A 20,198-nucleotide genomic window follows, 5' to 3' on the forward strand; every position below is an offset into this window, starting at 1 on the left:
TAGTTTAACAGATTTCCTTATCGGACTCGAATCATCGTCTGCAGTTTTTATGTATTTGATATTTTATAAAAAAAGAGATGGAGCCCCCATCTCTTTCATTTATTTTAATTTTCTTTTGGACTTGCTTAAATCCGGTAATTGATTTCGTTTTTTTAAAACGAGTAATAAAATATAACTAAGTGATGCTCCAACACAACTTGATAATAAAAACGTGGCCATTAAAGGTTTAATGGCTAGACTATCAAGGCCAAGTATCCAAGCGAGCGGTATACAAACCAAACTTCCGATAACACCAGTGCCAATCACTTCTCCAATTGATGCGACGAATAAATGACGATTCACATAATAAAATAAGCTAGCTAATAACACGCCAATCATACTTCCAGGAAAAGCAAAGGGCGTTCCGATTCCAAATAAGAGTCGAATCAATGAAGATAAAAAGGCTTGAGCCAGGCCAAACCACGGCCCTAATAGTACCGCACTGAGTACGTTTACAAAATGTTGAACAGGTGTTGCTTTAAACGGACCAATAGGAATGACAATAACTGTGCTCAATACGACATTAAGTGCAATAAATAAGGCAGTTAATGTCAATTTTTTTGTATTCATTGTCTCACTCCTCCTGATGTTGATCTGAACTTGGCAAATTGGAATCTCCTTGCAATCGATGGGCTAATGTATCAATCACAAGATGAAGAATCTCATTGGCTTCTTCTTGTGATTGTCTAAATTGCGTCACTATAGGATAAGCATCAATTTCAGATTGAATGTGCGCAATCGTATCTTCAGATTGACGATACGCTACTGGCTTATCATAATTTTGAAAGTTTACGGATTGTTTTTGATTTTGCTTTAAATCTTTCATATATTCAGCAATTTTCGAATGTTGATGAATTTGATGTTCAATTTGTTTATACTGCTGAATCACTTCTAAAGATTGTAAGTCTTGACTAATTTGTGTTGCCTGACTGAGAATTTCTTGGCGGTTGAACATTAAATCGTCACCATTTTAGGTTCAGCAACACCGACAAATTCCCCGTTTAAAGAAAATTGTTTCGCTTCAGTAATTTTTACATCGACAATTTTACCGATAACATCTTTAGGGGCACGGAAATTCACAAGTTTATTCTTTTCAGTATAACCTGCTAATACCGCTTCATCTTTTTTACTTGCACCTTCACATAATACTTGAACGGTTTGCCCTTCATATTGTGATAAGGCACGTGCTGAATATTCACCTACAAGTCGGTTTAAACGTTGTAAACGTTCTTTTTTAACGTCAGTAGGTACATTATCTTTCATCTTGGCCGCTGGTGTACCATCACGTTGTGAATATAAATACGTATAGGCATGTTCAAAGCCAACTTCTTCATATAAAGTTAATGTTTCTACAAATTGTTCTTCTGTTTCATTTGGATAACCGACAATAATATCAGTCGTTAATGCAACATCTGGAATGGCTGCTTTAATTCGACGTACGAGATCCAAATAACTTTCACGAGAATATTTACGTCCCATGATTTTTAAGACTTGGTTATTTCCTGATTGTACTGGCAAATGAATGTGCGGTACGATGTTTCCACCTTTTGCGATGACTTCAATCATGCGATCAGTGAAATCCCATGGATGGCTCGTTGTAAAACGAACACGTGGAATATCAATTTTAGAAATATCCTCTAACAAATCACCTAAACCATACTCTAGATCTTCTAAATCTTTTCCGTATGAATTGACATTCTGGCCAAGTAAAGTAATCTCTTGATAGCCTTGTCGTGCCAAATCGCGTACCTCATCAATAATATCTTGCGGGCGACGGCTACGTTCTTTCCCTCTTGTAAACGGAACAATACAATAGGTACAGAATTTGTCGCAACCATACATAATATTTACCCATGCTTTAATGTGGCCATCTCTGACTTTAGGAAGGTTTTCGATAACGTCTCCTTCTTTTGACCAAACTTCGACAACCATAGCTTTTGAAAGATATGCTTCTTCTAAAATTTGAGGTAATCGGTGAATATTATGTGTTCCAAAAATCATGTCCACATTTTGATAAGATTTCAAAATTTTATTCACGACAGATTCTTCTTGTGACATACAGCCACACACACCAATTAAACAATCTGGGCGTTGTTGTTTAATATGTTTTAAATTTCCAATTTCACCAAACACTTTATTTTCAGCATTTTCGCGAATCGCACATGTGTTTAATAAAATAACATCCGCTTCATTGACATCTTCTGTAGGTGTATATCCTAATGCTGTGAAAATACCAGCCATGACTTCAGTATCATGCGCATTCATTTGACAACCATAAGTTTTTATTAAAAATGAGCGACCTTTACCCATACCACGGTATTTTTCATCGATTTGGAAATCTCTATTGTAAGCCACTTCTTCTTTTCCACGTTTTTTGGCTTCTTTTAAATTTGGTGGCTGATAGACGTGTTCAAAGTATTTACTGTAATCTTTTTCTTTATCGTTTCGACGCGATAGCACATCTAGCGTGCCTGCTTTTCTTTGTTCTTCATTCACATGCAAAACCCTTTCTGCCCATATATCATTAGTACATTATATTAAAATTTGCGTAAAAGTGCAAAATGAAATTGTCATTCTAATGGCTCGCTTATCACGAGCAACACATCATTGTGTGTATCGCCAATTAAATTTTCTTTAGTCTTCAGCATCATATTTTTCAGTCAATGTCGACATACTTATACCTTCTGGGACATGATAAAATTTCACTTGGCTAATAATACTTTCAACTTCTAATTCTACCATGCGCTCATTCATTTTTTGTATTAAAATGAGCAACTCACTCATATCCCCTTCGACAGTCGTTTCAAGTGGACCTACGCGATAATTCAAACCAGAGGCATCAATCACTGCGATGGCTTCATCAACAAACGGAATGACGTCTTTACCAGGCGTGCTAAGGATTATCTGTATACTCATTAATGTATCAATCATTATGAACACCTCATTTTTAATTTAAAAAGCACTCATTTCTTAAATATTCTAAAATGAGTGCTTTTGATTATTATTATACAAATTGTTTCGTGAAGGATTCAAATTGGCTCGCATCTAGTTCTAAACTTTGATGAGCTAATGGTGTACTTTCAAAATCTTCAATTTGAGATTCATAAGAAGGTGTTTCTGTATCTTGATAAACAATACCTTTAATTAATGAATCATACTCTAAAACAGTTTGAATCGCTTGTTGTTTATTAGAAGTATCATAACCTTCAATCTCATCAAGGCTCGTTAGATGTTCTTTAAACCAATCATACGTGTTTATTTTATTGTAAGTAACACATGGCGAAAAAACATTTACAAATGAAAAGCCATCGTGTTGGATTGCATCTTCAATCATTTTTGTTAATCCTTTAATGTCATTTGAAAATCCTTGAGCTACAAATGTTGCCCCAGATGACAACGCTAATTCAAGCGGTGCGACATTTTGTTCGATATTGCCTTTAGGCGTCGTTTTCGTAATAAATCCGGGTGCTGAAGACGGTGAAGTTTGACCTTTAGTTAAACCATAAATTTGATTGTCCATGACGATATAAGTCATATTCATATTACGTCGTAATGCATGAATTGTATGTCCCATACCGATGGCATATCCATCGCCATCACCGCCAGAGGCAATGACTGTTAAATCTTTATTGGCCATTTTAACACCTTGAGCTAATGGTAAGGCGCGACCATGAATAGCATGGACCCCATAAGAATTCACATAACCAGATAAACGTCCTGAACAACCAATTCCAGTAATTAACGCCACATCTTCTGGCTCAAGACCGACATTCGCCGCTGCTTTTTGGATCGCAGCTTGTACTGAGAAGTCACCACATCCTGGACACCAATTGGGTTTGACATTATTTCTAAAATCTTTAAAAGTTGCCAATTAAACTCGCTCCTTTAATTGATTCACAATTTCTAAACCTTTTGTTTCAATTTCTTTTGGTAAAAACGGTGTACCATCATATTTCGTTTGTTTGATAAGTTTATCACCTAATTGAACATTCATCTTGATGATGTTTGCTAATTGCCCTTGATAGTTATGTTCAACAACGATGACTTTTTGGGCTTTATTCACTGCATTTTGCACTGTTTCTGTTGGGAACGGATGAAGTTGACGTATTTGCATATGCGCTGCAGTGTGTCCAGCATCTTTAATACGTTGTACGCCTTCTTCAATCGCTCCTTTTGTAGAAATAAATCCTATAAATAACACATCTACTTCTTCTTCAACTTGACCTTCTACAGGTGCTTCAATGAGGAGTTGTTCCGTTTTTTTCATTCGTTTATCCATTTGTGCTTGGCGATTATTCGCCGCTTCACTTGGTTTACCTTCTTCATTATGTTCCACACCTGTCACATGATGAATGCCCCCTTTAACGCCCGGTATTGGACGAGGAGAAACACCACTTTCAGTGAGAGCATAACGTTTAAAATAGGCTTTATCGTCAGCCTCTCTCTCGATATCTTCAGTAATTGTAGCACCACGACGAATTTCAACACGTTGATAATCTAAATTTGGCACTGTTTGTTTACCTAAAGAAAGTTGTAAATCACTTAATACAATCACTGGACATTGATATTCTTCAGCGAGGTTAAATGCTTCAACCGTTAAATAAAAAGCATCTTCAGCATCCGTTGGTGCAAGTACAATCTTCGGAATATCTCCATGTGTACCATAAATCATTTGCATTAAATCTGATTGCTCTTGTTTTGTTGGCAAACCGGTTGATGGGCCTCCACGTTGCGTATTGACAATCACAAGAGGGGTTTCAGTCATTCCTGATAAACCAATCGCTTCCATCATTAATGACAACCCAGGACCTGCTGATGCTGTGAAAGCACGAACACCTGCATAATTAGCACCAATCGCCATAGTTGCTGCAGCAATTTCATCTTCTGTTTGAATCACTGTGCCATTCACTTTTGGTAAATTATCTATCATATATTCCATAATTTCAGATGCAGGCGTTATAGGATATGCTGCCATAAAACGGGAGCCCCCAGTGATGGCGCCTAAACCGATAGCATCATTACCTATCATATAAAGATGAGGTGCGCCACTACCTTCTTCAAGAATGAAATCACCTGTGATGTTTTCACGTTGCTCTGACATCACACGATAGCCTTCATTTAATGCTTCAATATTTAATTGAACAACCTTTTCCCCTTTTTTCTCAAACATGTTTTGAATCAACGTTTCAAATGTCTCTGTTTGAAGTTGCATAAGTGCAGCTGTTGCACCAATTGCCACCATATTTTTCATTAAAGGTGTCCCTAGCTCTTTCGCTATCTCAGTAAAAGGCAAAACAATAAATTGCGCTTTACAATCTTCAGGTTTTTCTGGTTTCGCTTTACTGTCAGCTAGTATTACACTGTCTTCACGCATCTCATGATGGTTTAATACAATCGTTTCTTGATCAAATGCGATTAAAATATCTAAATCATCACTAATTGCATGAACAGGTGTAGTAGAGACACGAATTTTATTATTTGTATGGCCACCTTTTATGCGGCTAGAAAAATGTCGGTAACCATATAGATAGTATCCTTTTCGGTTCATCGCTGTCGCAAAGATTTCACCTGTCGATTCAATCCCTTCACCTTGTTGACCGCCGACTTTCCATGATACTTGTGCTTTCATTTAAATGAGCCTCCTACACGTTTAAATTCATTTAATATCATATCAAAATAACCCATGATTTGCCTCTACAAATCATGGGTTTGTTAAAAATTCATACTAATGGACGATACGTTTAATGAAACGGATGATCTTCATTGATTAAAATTCTTGAAATGGCTTTCGCTGTTCCATCTTGCTTTAAATCAATTACCACACCTGACAATACCCCACGTCCTTCATCTGGAACCACGTGTCTTTGAGGGAGACTCGTAATAAAACGTTTGATTACTTCATCTTTATTAATTCCTAAAATCCCGTCATAAAAACCCGTCATCCCTACATCGGTAATATAAGCGGTTTGCTTTGGTAAAATGCGCTCATCTGATGTTTGGATATGTGTATGTGTACCCACAACCGCACTGACACGTCCGTCTAAATACCATCCCATTGCATATTTTTCGGACGTTGTTTCAGCGTGAAAATCAACAAAAATAAAATCAGTTTCTTTTTTCGCCTCTTCAATTAATTGGTCTGCAATTTTAAAAGGGTCATCAATCATGGGCATAAAACTTCTACCTTGAAGATTGATGATGGCTAATTTTTTATCATTTAAATTGATAATTCTCATACCGACACCAGGGGCTTCACTTGGAAAATTAGCGGGTCTTACAAGACGTGTAGCATCATCAATGAATTCATATATTTCCCGCTGCCCATAAGTGTGATTTCCCATTGTCATAAAATCGACACCTTGTCTCAATAACTGTTTATATATTTTTTCAGTTAGTCCCTTACCATGCGCAGCATTTTCAGCGTTCACAATTGTCACTGTTGGACGATAATGTTGTTTTAATTGCGGAAGGGCTTCTTCTAGCGTTTGACGCCCAATTTTACCTACAATGTCACCAATAAATAGTAATCTCATTCAATAAGTATCCTCTCTAATTCAAGCTAAATCTCGCTTGCATCTCTACTATTTAATTTTAACGGGTTCACTGTACATGTCAACAACTCCCATTATAAACACTTGTTACGGTTTGATATATAAGAGACGCATCGCATTCAAGCCGACTAATAATGTGGCACCCATATCTGAAAAAATAGCAATCCATAACGTTAACCATCCCGGTATGACGAGTAATAACGCAGCTACTTTAAGACCAATTGCGATGAGGATATTGATTTTAATAATACGCATTGTTAAACGACTTAATCGGAATGTGTAAGGAATTTTAGTTAAATCATCACTTAATATCGCAATATCCGCTGTCTCCACTGCTGTATCCGTACTTGCTGCACCCATAGAGAGACCTACATTTGCCTTAGCAAGTGCTGGCGCATCATTCACACCATCTCCTATCATGGCAACATGTGTGTACTCACGTTGTAACGATGTCACTCTTGCTTGTTTATCTTCTGGAAGTTGCTGTGCTTTGAAATGTGTGACACCAACCTCATGTGCAATCGCTTTTGCGGTTTGTCCATTATCACCTGTCAACATTTCTAAATGTTGCACACCCAGTTTGAGTAATTTTTGACAGCTGTTAAAAGCTTCTGGACGGATTTGATCGTTTATTGCGATGAGTGCAACAATGCGTGTCTCTTTTGAAACTAACACCACAGTGTGACCTTGCGTTTCATACACTTTAACACGTTCCTGCCAATGTGGCGTCATTTCGGTTTCAAAATATTGTGGTTTTGCCGCCATAAAAGAGGCATTTTGAATCTTGGCCGAGACACCTACACCCGTTAAAGAGTAGAACTTTTGAACGTCTTCATTCAGAGGTAGCGCTTTATCTTGAATATAAGTAACAATTGCCCGAGCGATGGGATGGTCTGACATATTTTCAATCGTTCCAATTTGGCGAAGTAATTCATCTTTGTTGTCTAACTCATCATCAAACTCAATATGCGTGACTTTGGGTTGACCCTGTGTCAATGTCCCTGTTTTATCAAAAATGATAGCTTTAACTTGGCTCAGTTGCTCTAAATGTATGCCACCTTTAATTAAGACGCCTTGTTTTGCGGCATTACTAATACTCGAAATAATCGCTATAGGTGTCGCAATGACAAGAGCACAAGGACAACCAATAACTAAAACTGAAAGGCCTTGATACAACCAAGTATGCCACTCTGCCTGCCATAATAGAGGAGGCAATATCATAACCATAACAGCGATGATAATAATGATAGGGGTATAATATTTGGCAAATTTTTCAATAAGTGCTTGCGCTGGAGCCTGATTCACCTGTGCCTGTTCCACGAGTTGTATCATTTTAGATAAAGTGGTTTCATTAGATTGTTTCGTTACACGAACTTCTAGAACGCCGCTTTCATTTAAAGTTCCCGCAAACACTTCATCACCTTGTCCCTTATCTACAGGAATAGACTCACCTGTTATTGCGGATTGATTAATACTAGAAGCCCCATTGATAATGATTCCGTCTAATGGCACTTTTTGCCCAGGTTTAATATATATGATGTCATTCACATGGATATCTTCTACAGGAATCTCTTCAATCTCCTGTTGATTCATCCGATATGCGGTGTCTGGTGCAATGGACATTAAAGATTTCATGGATTGTCTGGCTTTGTTCATCGTAAATGCTTCTAATGCTTCACTTAATGCAAACAAAATGACGACCACTGCCACTTCGCCCCATTCTCCAATGAGCGCACCACCAACAACTGCAATTGTCATCAAGGAATGCATGTCAAATTCAAAATGAATGAGATTTTTAAAACCTTGGATAAGTAGTGATGCCCCGCTTATTAAAATTGATGTTAAAAATAGCAAAATAGTAATGAGGTGTGTTTCTCCAGCGGTGTATTTTGCAATATAGCCTAGCACAACAAGAAGTGTCGCAAAACAAATAGGATAGTGATGATGATAAAAAGTGATGACTTTTTGCCACCATTTTTCATTCAGAGTGGCACTTTCTTCCTCCGTTTGAACAGCAGTCTTGGTTTCTAACTTCACATCTAAATTTTCGAATGCGCCCGCTTTGTTAAGTTCCTCAATTGTAGGATCTCCCGTCACATAAATTTTAGAGGCTCCAAAATTAACGGTCGCCTTTTCTACTGACGGCAATTGGTTCAATTTCCGCTCAAATTTATTCGCACAATTCGCACATGAGAGGCCCACAACATCATACGTTTTCTGTTGATCCATTGGCAGTCACTTCTTCCTTATGTTCTATAGATACAAGCATAATTTGTCTAATATGTTCATCATAAATGCGATAAAAAGCACGTTTGCCCTCTTTACGATAAGTTACAATCCCGTTGTTATATAGGACACGTAAATGATGTGAGGCATTCGCAACTGTAATGTTCAGTAATGTCGCAATATCGCACACACACAATTCATCATGAATACAAAGCGCATAAGTCATTTTAGCGCGGTTTAAATCGGCAATGCTCTTAAACATTTGACTGACTTCATTTATCGGGGCTTGGTGAATCGCAGCTTGTGCGTCAGAAATTTTTGTTTCGTCAATTGACCATAATTCACATGTAGGTATTTCCTTAACCACTTTTTTCACCTCTTATTCAAGTAAGTATTTGAATATAGTATAATGAAATCAGAATAAACATTCAAGTAAATACTTGAATAATAATTTTTGATTTAAAACATTAAGAGTGGGTAAACTATTAAAAGAAAGTGAATAATGTATATTTTTTATTACTATTTGTTTGCTTTTTCAAATCAATATATAGGAGTTGTAAAATTATTTATGTCCATTTCAATTGATCCCGAAAAATTTGCAGAACTTGTTGTTGGGGCGAATCCTTCTAAAAAAGAGAACCCTGAAGACATTGCGAAAGACAGTATCGATATATATATTCATGCCTATCGTTTAGCAGAAAAATATACCAACATCTCCTCAAATTGTTACGATACTGCAGGGGCATTAAAAGAATTACATGAAACTGAATTGAACTTAAGTCATTAAAAATGCGAGTTTTACCTTATTAGGTCTCACATATAAAAAAGCAATGTTACTTCGCGTAACATTGCTTTTTATTATTTTGCATACTCTATTGCTCTCGTCTCACGTACGACTGTCACTTTGATATGACCTGGATATTGTAATTCATCTTCAATTTGGTTTTTGATGTCTCTTGCTAAACGATGGGCTTTCAAATCATCGATATCCTCAGGTGAAACCATCACACGTATTTCACGGCCTGCTTGGATAGCAAATGCTTTATCAACGCCATCGTAACTTTCAGAAATGCGTTCAAGTCGTTCTAAACGTTTAATATAATTTTCTAATGTTTCTTTTCTTGCACCTGGTCTTGCTGCTGATAGAGCATCTGCAGCTGCAACTAAAATAGAAATAATTGACGTCGGCTCAACATCACCATGATGAGAATGAATCGCATTAATCACTGTTTCAGATTCACCATATTTTTTCGCCAATTCGACACCGATTTCTACGTGACTGCCTTCAACTTCATGGTCAATCGCTTTACCAACATCATGCAGAAGTCCTGCTCGTTTTGCGAGTGTCACGTCTTCATCAAGTTCGGCAGCCAACATACCAGATAAGTAAGCCACTTCAATGGAGTGTTTAAGCACATTTTGACCATAGCTTGTACGGTAATGCATACGACCTAATATTTTAACTAAATCTGGATGCATATTATGAATATTTAATTCAAATGTCGCTTGTTCACCTGCATCACGTATAATTTCATCAACATCTCGACGTGCTTTTTCAACCATATCTTCAATACGCCCCGGATGAATGCGTCCATCAGATACGAGATTAATTAAAGCAGTTTTAGCAATTTCTCGCCGTATTGGATCAAATCCAGATAAAATCACTGCTTCTGGAGTATCATCGATAATCAAATCAATACCTGTCAATGTTTCAAGGGTACGTATGTTACGGCCTTCACGACCGATGATACGACCTTTCATTTCGTCATTAGGTAAATTTACCACAGAAACCGTTGATTCTGAAGTATGATCAGCAGCAAAACGTTGAACTGCGGTTGCAAGTAATTCTTTCGCTTTTTGATTGACTTGTTCTTTTGCTTCGTTTTCTTTTTCTTTAACCAATATTGCAATATCTTGTGACAACTCATCTTCAACACGCGCCAATTGTTCTTGTCGTGCTTCTTCTTGAGTGAGACCGGAGATGCGTTCTAGTTCTTGTTCGTGCTTCATTATTATAGATTGAACACTACTCTCTTTTGCATCTACGTGTTGTTGTCTTTCTTCAAGTTTAGATTCTTTTTGCTCTAAAATCTCATCCTTTTTATCTAAAAGATCAGATTTTCGCTCCAAGTTCTCTTCTTTTTGAAGAAGTCGGGATTCCTGCCTTTGAAGTTCACCACGTCGTTCTCTAAGCTCGCTATCAGCGCGTTCTCTTAGAATTTGGTTTTCTTCTTTAGCTTCAATCAACTTTTCTTTTTTGAGATTCTCTGCTTCTTTATTGGCTTGTTCAATAATATCGTCGGCAGTATTTCGTGCTTGAATCTGCTTTTGATGTATTAAATATTGGGCAATCAGATACCCTACAACAACTCCTAGAATGATACCCAGCAAAATGAGTAAGAGGCTTAATAAATTCACACAAACACCTCCTTTTTCTAGGATTTGGTACTGTATGTCAATAAATCTATAAGATTATAAGAATAAAAATAAGGACCATACAAGTTCAATTGTACGTTTTGAACAATGAAAAATCAAGGTTTGTGCCATTAACCGTCTCAACAAATTTTGATAAATTAGTTTAATTTATCAAATAGAGAAAACACGTTGATTTATTCTAAAATACAAATGTAATGATTGTTAGATTAAATTAAGCAGAAAGTATAAATATGCATTTAATATATACTTTTAAATTCTTTATAAAGAATAAATTAATCTTCCTGTTGAAAAACAGGTTTGTCTATTAACGAAACAGAATTTGAACAATAATATTAGAATTGATGTAGGTGGAGGATAAAATCCCTCTTACCGACGATTTTACTCATTTAAGTCGTTTTAAAATAGCCATCAAAATTTATCTCATCGTAAATTTTGATGGCTTTCTCACTTGAGGTTGGCACGATGCGCCAATCCGGTTCTATTTATATCAAATTGTGTTTTTCATTAAATTGACGATGTAGCGATTATTCGTCAAAAAGTGTTTGAGGTGAATCAGCTTCGTTTTCATCAACGTCGCCATCGAAAATGCCCAACTTCTCACGCAACTTACGATCGATTTCATCTTCAAGTTCAGGATGCTCTTTCAAGAACATTTTAACATTTTCTTTACCTTGACCCATACGTTCACCATTGTAAGAATACCAAGCACCTGATTTATCAACGATGTCATATTCCACGCCTAAGTCTATAAGTTCACCTTCACGTGAGATACCTTGTCCATACATGATATCTACTTCTGCGACCTTAAACGGAGGTGCTACTTTATTTTTAACAACTTTGATTTTTGTACGATTTCCCACAATGTCTTGACCTTGTTTTAATTGTTCAGCACGACGTACCTCTAGACGAACAGAACTATAGAATTTTAAGGCGCGGCCCCCAGGTGTTGTTTCAGGGTTACCAAACATCACACCGACTTTTTCACGAATTTGGTTAATAAAAATAGCTGTTGTATTTGATTTTGAAATAGCTGCTGATAATTTACGTAGTGCTTGAGACATTAATCGCGCTTGTAAACCAACGTGCGTATCTCCCATTTCACCTTCAATTTCAGCTTTTGGTGTTAATGCTGCAACAGAGTCAACGATAATGATATCTACAGCACCACTTCGTACAAATGCTTCTGCAATTTCTAGACCTTGCTCACCATGGTCAGGCTGAGATAAATATAAATTATCAATATCTACACCAAGTGCCTGAGCATATACTGGATCCAAAGCATGCTCAGCATCAATAAATGCTGCAACTCCACCATTTTTTTGAACTTCTGCGATTGCATGGAGAGCAACCGTTGTTTTACCTGAGCTTTCTGGGCCGTACACTTCTATAATACGACCTTTAGGATAACCACCTACTCCAAGTGCATGGTCCAAAGTAACTGAGCCACTTGAAACACTTGAAACACGGCGATCTTTATTTTCTCCAAGTTTCATTACGGCACCTTTACCGAATGATTTTTCCATATTTTTAATTACTGTATCGAGTGCTTTTTGACGTTCATTATCCAATTGAGGACCCCCTATAAATATAGTTTCCTTTAGTATTTATCTCTACTATACATGGTCAAAAAAGAAAATACAAGCATTTTGCGAATATTTGTTCGCTATTCACCAACGCATTATATTTATAAAAGCGAACATTTGTGCTTATTTTTGTGAAAATCACCTGTTCACCCATGATTTTTTAACCAATTCAGCCATTCTATCATGATATAATTCGAACTGCGCTCTCTCATTTGCAAATGTTGGTCTGAAACATAAAAATAAACTACATGTACTGCATTACCTTTTAAAAAGCAAACGTAAACTTTGTTGTTTTCACTCAACAAACTGATGGCCATCTCGCTATCATATAAAGATTGGACGAAATATGCACTTTGTCGTAACCGATTTTCGATTGTCTCAGAGGAATCAATAAAAGCAGAATGATGTAGCATATAACCTTTTACATTCTGTTGGGTATCTACTTGTTTAAGTCTTAAATTTAAAGCCCCTTCTGTCACTCCATCATATAACGCTAAAGACTGTGTTGCCTCAGCTAATACGCGTGCTTCAAGTGTTGTGTCATTAGACCCATAATAATATTGTCCTACTCTTTTTAATATCTCATTTTTCACTGGCTCAATTATTTGTTGACACGCTTCGAGCGAGGCACCATTAGCGGTTAAACGAATAGTCACTTCATGAGTCCCAGCTAAAGGCGCAATCGTTGGGTTAGACTGCTCAGAAATTAAATCGGTGAGTTCTGTCTCAAGTTGAGATTCACCAATTCCGGCAAAGCGTAAAACTTCTGAAAAAATAGTCCCATTTGTATGGGAAAAATGAGGCATCATATATTGGTTGACCATCGGTTTCAATTCTTTAGGTGGACCAGGCAGAAGCACAATTTTTTTGTTTTCATTTTCTACAATCATCCCCGGAGCCATCCCCACATCATTGTTAAGCACTTGAGCGCCTTCAATCACCAATGCTTGTTGTTTGTTATTTGGCGTCATCACTTGATGTTGCTCACTAAAGTAACGTTCAATATTTTCTAAGGCAGCTTGATCTATGATTAGCTTTCTTCCTAAAACATCTGCCACGGATTGTTTCGTGAGGTCATCTTTTGTCGGGCCCAATCCTCCAGTTAAAATAATTCCGTCATAATTCTGCATTGCGCGTTTTAACACAGATTGCAACCGCTCTTGATTATCTCCAACAACAACATGCTCTAAAACATGATGCCCCGCCGCATTTAGAACTTGTGATAAATATTGCGCATTCGTATTTGCTATTTGTCCAAGCAATAACTCAGAACCTACACCAATAATACAAACTTTCATACCCAAAATCCCCTTGATTATTTTTTGATAACAAAACCTCTAATGTGTGATGGTGAAAAGGGCAAAAGCCTTCAACACATACTGTGCATTAGAGGTCGATAATCCATTATTTTTTATCTTGTAAGAAAACATCTTTTCCTTTGTAAAAGTACTCAATACCTGACAATACTGTAAAGAAAACACCGATATATAGTAAAACTTGACCTAATGAAAAACCAATCCACTGACTCAAAGGATCACCTAATAGTAGAAAGATAAGTGCCACCATAGTCACGGCAGTTTTGATTTTTCCTAATTGTCCTGCGGCACTTACAAACCCTTGTTCGATTTGTAACAAACGTAAGCCTGTGACTGCAAATTCACGTGCAATAATGATAACTGCAACGACAGAGTTCGTTAATCCTAACTGTACAAGGACAATTAAAGCAGCGGATACAAGCAATTTGTCTGCTAACGGGTCTAAAAATTTTCCCATATTCGTGACAAGTTGCCATTTTCTAGCTAGGTACCCATCCACCCAGTCACTGACTGAAGCTAATATAAAAATGATACCACTAATTAAAAATTCAATTCGAATGGACATGCCACCCAAAAACGAAATGTGTCCCATGCCAAAATCAACTAGTGCAAAAAGCATAAATATTGGGATTAAAATGACACGGAATAATGTAATCTGATTAGGTAGATTCATATGTATTTCCTCTTTTCATAAACTCATTCCATGATTGTTATTATAGCACAAGAGAAAGTATGGCCCAAAGCACACTTGTAACAAAAACTGTTCCTGCAATCAGAGCCAGTAAATATTTAGGTTCTTTGGTTGATGTAGTCAGTGTATAAGCATCAGGGTTTTGATGTAATTGATTTAAGAGTGCTTGTGCATGATTATATGAAGGAGGCAACTCATCTTCATGATCCGCCATTAATGCTTTCGCATCCATATTCACTGCGTGTGCATATTTTTGAATAAAGCCTTTTGCATATTCAGGTTGATTCAGTGCTTCAAAATTGTTATTTTCAAGATGAATTAAAGTTTCTCTTTGAATATGTGTTCGTTTTTCTAATTCCGATAACGTTAAACCCATCCGTTCTCGTCTTCCTTGTAACACTTTACCTATATGCTTCAACTGTGCTCCTCCTTAAAATGGTTTAAATCCATCTCCAAAACCGTCTCCAAAGCCTCCAAAACCGTCACCGAAACCACCAAATTCATCACCAAAGTTGAGATTATTTTTACTTTTCACTGTTTTCTTTTTCATTTCGTCATATTCGATTTTTTGATTTTCTTCTGCACGCAATTCAATAATATAATCAAAATCGTCCATGACGTAATCACTGGCTTCTACAAATAAATCTGGGTGTTCGACCACTTTAACAGAAGGCAATGTCATCACTTCTCGAACGAGTTCTTGATGTTTAGGATTTCTTTCTCTTGCCGTCACGGCCCCATCTATAATATAAACATGGTCTTTATCGTACTCCCCTTTAATTAAAGAACTTCTTACAGTTTGTTTAATTAAAGTCGAGCTAATGAACAACCATTTTTTGTGGGCTGATACACTTCCAGCGACGATAGATTCTGTTTTGCCGACGCGTGGCATCCCACGAATACCAATCAGTTTATGCCCTTCTTCTTTGAATAATTCCGCCATAAAATCTACCAGTAAACCTAAGTCGTAACGTTCAAAGCGAAAAATTTTCTTATCATATTTATCTTGTTTAATATAGCGGCCATGTCTTACAGCCAAACGGTCTTTTAATTCTGGCTCACGTAACACACGTAAAGAGATGTCATCAATTTCTTGTAATAGGGTCTCAAATCGTTTTACTTTTTCTTCACTATCTGATTTGATGATAAATGCGCGACGAGAATTATCTATACCATTAATCGTACCAATATTAATTCCCATCATCCCTAGTAAACTTGAAACGTCACCAAGCAATCCTTCACGGTTAATATTAATCTCGTATTCTAAGTACCACTCTTTTTTTTCTTTTACTTGTGTCATCACTTTACACCCCTATCCCAATGTGTGACATGTTAATGGTATTATACCAAACTAACGGTACCAACCACCATTAATTCGTTGTACTGTTCCAGTGACACTTTTGGCTAATGGAGATATTAAATAGCGACATGTATTGGCGATTTCTTCTGGTTCGATGAGCCGTTGTTGAGGAATGGTTTCAAGAACTGCCTCCAAATCACTTGCCTCAAGTTCTTCTGTCATACGTCCTGAGACAATGCCAGGCGCAATCGCATTCACAGTCACACGTGTTAATGCTAGTTCTTCACTCATTGCTTTAACAAAACCAATTTGTGCTGCTTTCATTGTTGAATAAATCGTCTCGTAGCTCGCCCCGGTTTCTCCCCATATAGAAGAAATGACAATAAGACGTCCTTGTTCACTTTGAATCAATTGGTGAAGAAAATATTGCGTCATCTTAATTAGATGGTAAACGTGTACACGATACATATTATCAAGTTGTATATCGGTCGTATCTTGAAGTAAACCGTACAGACTTTGACCGCTCACATAAATCAGAACATCAATATTTTTAACCTCACCAAACAGCACATCCAATTCTATCGATTGCGTTAAATCTACTTGAATAAACTGGACCGGTTGATGCATAAATTTTTCTTGTAATGTGTCTAAAGGCGTTTGGTGATAGGTCACAACAACTTCATATCCTTGTTCTAACAAATCAGCCACAATCGCTTGCCCGATAGATCCAGATCCACCAACAACGAGTGCTTTCATTACGATTTCATCTCCAAACGACTGTCTACAATTTGCTCTAAATTGAAACGTTTTAAAACCGTTTGATTCATTGAGTCTAAAGAAATCTCCTCGATAATGTCTAATAGTTCAAATAAACTTACACCATCAAAATAGTATTTAGTATACTGATTGGCAATATATTCAGGGGCGTTCAAACTAGACACATACTCACCAATAAACTGTTTTTTAAGCAAATCAAATGCGTGACAATCTTGTATTTTCCCTAGATTATTTTGTAGTTCTTCAAGTAACAACTGTTTTAATTGATCGGGCTCTGTTGTTGCAGATGTAATCAGTGAAAAACTGTAGGTAGGTTCAATCACTGTTTGATAACTAAAAGTATCGTCAATAAAGGCTCCATCTAAAAGTTTTTGGTAGAAATCTGTTTCTTCTCCAAATATAAGTTCAAAAAAGAATGACATTTCAATATCTTCTTTCACGCGTTGAGTGTCTGAAGCGGCATATAAGTTATTTTTAAAACCAAGCATTAAGCGTGGTGATTGAATAGGCATTTCTTCAACAATTTTATGTTGCACGACATGCGTAGGTTCCTCTAAAGGATCTCGTTCAATTTGAGGTTGTGCTTTAATATGTCGTGCGGCCTCATGTTGTTGTATGACTTCCATGATATGTTTTGGCCCTACATCTCCAACGATGAATAAAACCATATTTGAAGGGTGGTAAAAGGTATTGTAACAAAGATACAAGTCATCTTTTGTAATGTCATAAATACTGTCTACACTGCCTGCAATATCTACGCGCACTGGATGTTGATGGTACATCGCACGTAACGTATTGAACATTAGTTTGTATCCGGGCTGTTCTTGATACATTTTGATTTCTTCAGCTATAATCCCTTTTTCTTTTTCGACTGTTTCTTCAGTAAAGTATGGTGTTTCTACCATGTTTAGAAGTCGAATGATATTTTCTTCTAAATGATTTGTTGCACTGAATAGATAACTTGTGCGATCAAATGTTGTAAATGCATTCACTTGTGCATCATGTTCTGCAAAATCAGTAAATAAATCGCCCTCTTCTTTTTCAAACAATTTATGTTCTAAAAAGTGAGCCACCCCATCGGGTACAGTTACAAATGTCTCAGTTTCATGAGGTTTAAAACGAAAATCAAGTGAACCAAAAGCTGTCGTATAAGTGACGAAAGTTTTTTGAAAGCCTTTTTTAGGGATGATAAAAACATTCAACCCATTATCTAGGACTTCTGTATAAACGGTTTCGTCAATTTGTTCATAATAAGTCTTATGCATGAGATTCACCTTCCTTCGTCATGACATAAATCGTATCAAGTTGTGCACGTTGACAGAGTTGTTGTACCTCTTCTGACGTCACACTTTTAATTTTCTCTTCAAATGAACGCTCATTTTCATCTTTTGAAACTAAAAGTTGGTTATGCATGACTTCAATTATGTGTTTTTGACGGTCTTTTGCTTCTTTACGATGAGACAAGATAATTTTTTTCGCGAGTTCTAGTTTATCTTTACTAAATTCTCCATTTTTAAAACGATTAAATGCCTCAATAATTGTTGTTTGCGCTAATTTTACATCCTTTAATGAAACACCACTCATCACAAAAAGGAAACCGTTTTTTCCATCGATTTGTGAGTGAATTGAATACGCAAGACTTTTTTGTTCACGTACTTCATTAAACAATACGGATGAAGGATCCCCACCAAACATCGTGTTGAATACGACAAACGCATAGTAATCAGGTTGACCCAATGCGGTCGGGAAGCGGAAGCCTAAATTCAATTTGGCTTGATCTACTTCGTCGAATTCAACTTTCTCTTTGACTGCCTTTAAAGGTGCAATATCTTGAGCGATAGAGTGGAAGTCTATTTTATTTGTATTGAAATGGAAGGTATTCGCAAGTCTTTTCTTAGTATGTTCCACGTCTACGTTCCCCACCACATAAACATGACAAAAATCTTCGTTTAAGAGTTGACGATATGTATGATAAATGTCTTCGGGCGTGACTGCATCCACATATTCAAGTTCACCTGCGGCCATGTATCGATAAGGATGATCTCCAAACATATGCTTTAATAAATTTAAATAAGCTAGTTGAGATTTGTTATCTTCAATTGCAGCTAATTTTTTCTTTAATAAAGTTTTTTCTTGTTTTAAAAAGCCTGCATTAAAGCCACTATTTTCTACCAACGGCGCGTATAAGACCTCTTTCAATAGGTCAATTCCTTCTTCAAGTAAAGGTGTCGCATCTTTGAGATAACGTTCATTAACGATTTCTAATGTCAATGTCAACACGTGACGGTCTTTGAATTTTGAAACGTAACTGTTTATGTAGGCCCCATAAAGAGAAGAAAGATGCTGATTAAATGCTTTATCCGTAGGCCATTTTTCAGTAGCGCGAATCAGTAACTTACTTAAAAGTGAGCGCTTTGTCATCGTTTCAATATTGAGTGGTGCCATAAATTTAAAAGTAATCATTGTCGTTTTAAATTTATCTGTTTTATGAATATGTATAGCGTCTAAAGATGATGATTGTGTCTCGTTCAAATAATCTCCTCCTTTGAATCATGTAATATATTATAGACGTTTTCGTATCGTACGAAACTTAACTAAACTACTTTTAAAGTAATTTAATGAATATAAAATAGGTGTGCCATCTTTTGTATAGTGCACTTGTTTTAATAACATAATGCCATCTTGCGGGTCAGATTCTAATGCATCAGAAATGTATGGTTCATAGCTAATGGCTTGTATTTCAGTTTCGGCGTATGAGATTTCTTTTTCAGTCACTTGTTCAATCGCTTTTAAAATGGACTTGGGTTGATCATGTTGCCCAAAATAGTCGAGGACATTCGTAGCTACTTTGTCGAGACAATACACTACAGGATGATTATCAGCTGTGCGAATCCGTTCGATTACAGTGATTTTTTCATTGGGTTCAATATTCATTACTTGGCTATCATGGAGTGAAGCGGGCTCTTCATCGAGACTTAAGAAAACTGTCCCATGTTCATATCCTTTTTCTGAAATCATACGAGTGATGCTCATTAATTCGTCTAACGGATAGAAGAAAGGTTGCGGTATATTGACCCGCGCCCCTTCCTCAAAGTTTTCCGTTACGATTTGTTCGGTAATTAACTCATGAATCGCCACTGTCACATGCTCTGTATCAACGTCGCATGTACGTGCTAAATTTAAAACACTTGGTAATGACTCTCCCGGTTTCAATGCTTCTGAGTCAATTTGTTGTAAAATCCATGATTTAACTTTATTTACTTCTGGCGTCACAGACAT

20 protein-coding genes are annotated in these 20,198 nt (G+C 36.7%); 1 reads left to right on the forward strand and 19 read right to left on the reverse strand.

Annotated features, from left to right (window positions below; all coding sequences use genetic code 11):
- Positions 1–99: 99 nt before the first annotated feature.
- From thiW to G8Y84_RS03935, 9 genes are all read right to left on the reverse strand, one after another.
- On the reverse strand, positions 100–609 hold the full coding sequence (gene thiW / locus G8Y84_RS03895; protein ID WP_037573420.1) for an energy coupling factor transporter S component ThiW: 510 nt from the start codon (positions 607–609) through the stop codon (positions 100–102).
- Positions 610–613: 4 nt separating this feature from the next.
- Positions 614–994 carry a YlbF family regulator gene (locus tag G8Y84_RS03900; RefSeq protein ID WP_037573418.1) on the reverse strand — a complete coding sequence of 127 codons (381 nt, stop codon included), beginning with the start codon at positions 992–994 and terminating at the stop codon, positions 614–616.
- A complete protein-coding gene (miaB, locus tag G8Y84_RS03905; RefSeq protein ID WP_037573416.1) occupies positions 994–2,535 on the reverse strand; it encodes a tRNA (N6-isopentenyl adenosine(37)-C2)-methylthiotransferase MiaB in 1,542 nt (513 codons plus the stop codon). The genes G8Y84_RS03900 and miaB overlap by 1 nt, the downstream gene beginning before the upstream one ends.
- Before the next feature lie 138 nt (positions 2,536–2,673).
- Entirely contained in the window at positions 2,674–2,970 is a 297-nt protein-coding gene (locus tag G8Y84_RS03910; RefSeq protein ID WP_107388157.1) for a thiamine-binding protein, read from the reverse strand.
- A 73-nt stretch (positions 2,971–3,043) separates the two neighbouring features.
- Positions 3,044–3,910 (reverse strand): 2-oxoacid:ferredoxin oxidoreductase subunit beta, encoded by an 867-nt coding sequence (locus G8Y84_RS03915; RefSeq protein ID WP_037573413.1) that lies wholly within the window; start codon positions 3,908–3,910, stop codon positions 3,044–3,046.
- Positions 3,911–5,668 (reverse strand): 2-oxoacid:acceptor oxidoreductase subunit alpha, encoded by a 1,758-nt coding sequence (locus tag G8Y84_RS03920; RefSeq protein ID WP_037573412.1) that lies wholly within the window; start codon positions 5,666–5,668, stop codon positions 3,911–3,913.
- A 112-nt stretch (positions 5,669–5,780) separates the two neighbouring features.
- Positions 5,781–6,572: a TIGR00282 family metallophosphoesterase gene (locus G8Y84_RS03925; RefSeq protein ID WP_037573411.1), complete on the reverse strand. Its 792-nt coding sequence runs from the start codon at positions 6,570–6,572 to the stop codon at positions 5,781–5,783.
- 105 nt (positions 6,573–6,677) lie between these two features.
- Positions 6,678–8,819, reverse strand: a complete 2,142-nt coding sequence (locus G8Y84_RS03930; RefSeq protein ID WP_165806125.1) for a heavy metal translocating P-type ATPase — start codon at positions 8,817–8,819, stop codon at positions 6,678–6,680.
- The gene (locus G8Y84_RS03935; protein ID WP_037573409.1) at positions 8,797–9,183 is read right to left on the reverse strand and encodes an ArsR/SmtB family transcription factor; all 387 of its coding nucleotides are present in this window, start codon (positions 9,181–9,183) and stop codon (positions 8,797–8,799) included. Before G8Y84_RS03935 ends, G8Y84_RS03930 begins: the two co-directional genes overlap by 23 nt.
- 201 nt (positions 9,184–9,384) lie before the next feature.
- Here G8Y84_RS03935 and G8Y84_RS03940 point away from each other — a divergent pair, with 201 nt between their 5' ends.
- Complete coding sequence (locus G8Y84_RS03940; protein WP_037573959.1) at positions 9,385–9,603, forward strand: hypothetical protein; 219 nt, start codon at positions 9,385–9,387, stop codon at positions 9,601–9,603.
- A gap of 71 nt (positions 9,604–9,674) precedes the next feature.
- Here the strand turns inward: G8Y84_RS03940 and rny are convergent, their stop codons facing one another.
- The 10 genes from rny to G8Y84_RS03990 all read right to left on the reverse strand — a co-directional run bounded on the left by rny (position 9,675) and on the right by G8Y84_RS03990 (position 20,198).
- Complete coding sequence (gene rny / locus G8Y84_RS03945; protein WP_037573407.1) at positions 9,675–11,234, reverse strand: ribonuclease Y; 1,560 nt, start codon at positions 11,232–11,234, stop codon at positions 9,675–9,677.
- A gap of 542 nt (positions 11,235–11,776) precedes the next feature.
- Entirely contained in the window at positions 11,777–12,820 is a 1,044-nt protein-coding gene (gene recA / locus G8Y84_RS03950; protein WP_037573405.1) for a recombinase RecA, read from the reverse strand.
- A gap of 161 nt (positions 12,821–12,981) precedes the next feature.
- A complete protein-coding gene (locus tag G8Y84_RS03955) occupies positions 12,982–14,133 on the reverse strand; it encodes a CinA family nicotinamide mononucleotide deamidase-related protein (protein ID WP_037573400.1) in 1,152 nt (383 codons plus the stop codon).
- A 106-nt stretch (positions 14,134–14,239) separates the two neighbouring features.
- Complete coding sequence (gene pgsA / locus G8Y84_RS03960) at positions 14,240–14,824, reverse strand: CDP-diacylglycerol--glycerol-3-phosphate 3-phosphatidyltransferase (RefSeq protein WP_037573398.1); 585 nt, start codon at positions 14,822–14,824, stop codon at positions 14,240–14,242.
- A 40-nt stretch (positions 14,825–14,864) separates the two neighbouring features.
- Complete coding sequence (locus G8Y84_RS03965) at positions 14,865–15,260, reverse strand: helix-turn-helix domain-containing protein (protein WP_037573396.1); 396 nt, start codon at positions 15,258–15,260, stop codon at positions 14,865–14,867.
- A 12-nt stretch (positions 15,261–15,272) separates the two neighbouring features.
- Positions 15,273–16,142 carry a DUF3388 domain-containing protein gene (locus G8Y84_RS03970; protein WP_037573391.1) on the reverse strand — a complete coding sequence of 290 codons (870 nt, stop codon included), beginning with the start codon at positions 16,140–16,142 and terminating at the stop codon, positions 15,273–15,275.
- 51 nt (positions 16,143–16,193) lie between these two features.
- On the reverse strand, positions 16,194–16,898 hold the full coding sequence (gene ymfI, locus G8Y84_RS03975) for an elongation factor P 5-aminopentanone reductase (RefSeq protein ID WP_037573389.1): 705 nt from the start codon (positions 16,896–16,898) through the stop codon (positions 16,194–16,196).
- Positions 16,898–18,184, reverse strand: a complete 1,287-nt coding sequence (gene yfmH, locus G8Y84_RS03980) for an EF-P 5-aminopentanol modification-associated protein YfmH (RefSeq protein WP_165806126.1) — start codon at positions 18,182–18,184, stop codon at positions 16,898–16,900. The genes ymfI and yfmH overlap by 1 nt, the downstream gene beginning before the upstream one ends.
- The gene (gene yfmF, locus G8Y84_RS03985; protein ID WP_037573386.1) at positions 18,177–19,451 is read right to left on the reverse strand and encodes an EF-P 5-aminopentanol modification-associated protein YfmF; all 1,275 of its coding nucleotides are present in this window, start codon (positions 19,449–19,451) and stop codon (positions 18,177–18,179) included. Before yfmF ends, yfmH begins: the two co-directional genes overlap by 8 nt.
- A 30-nt stretch (positions 19,452–19,481) precedes the next feature.
- Positions 19,482–20,198, reverse strand: coding sequence for a GntR family transcriptional regulator (locus tag G8Y84_RS03990; RefSeq protein ID WP_037573385.1), 717 nt, complete (start codon positions 20,196–20,198; stop codon positions 19,482–19,484).

It is taken from the genome of Staphylococcus sp. 11511212 (genome assembly GCF_011394755.1).
Taxonomy (GTDB): Bacteria; Bacillota; Bacilli; order Staphylococcales; family Staphylococcaceae; genus Staphylococcus; species Staphylococcus chromogenes.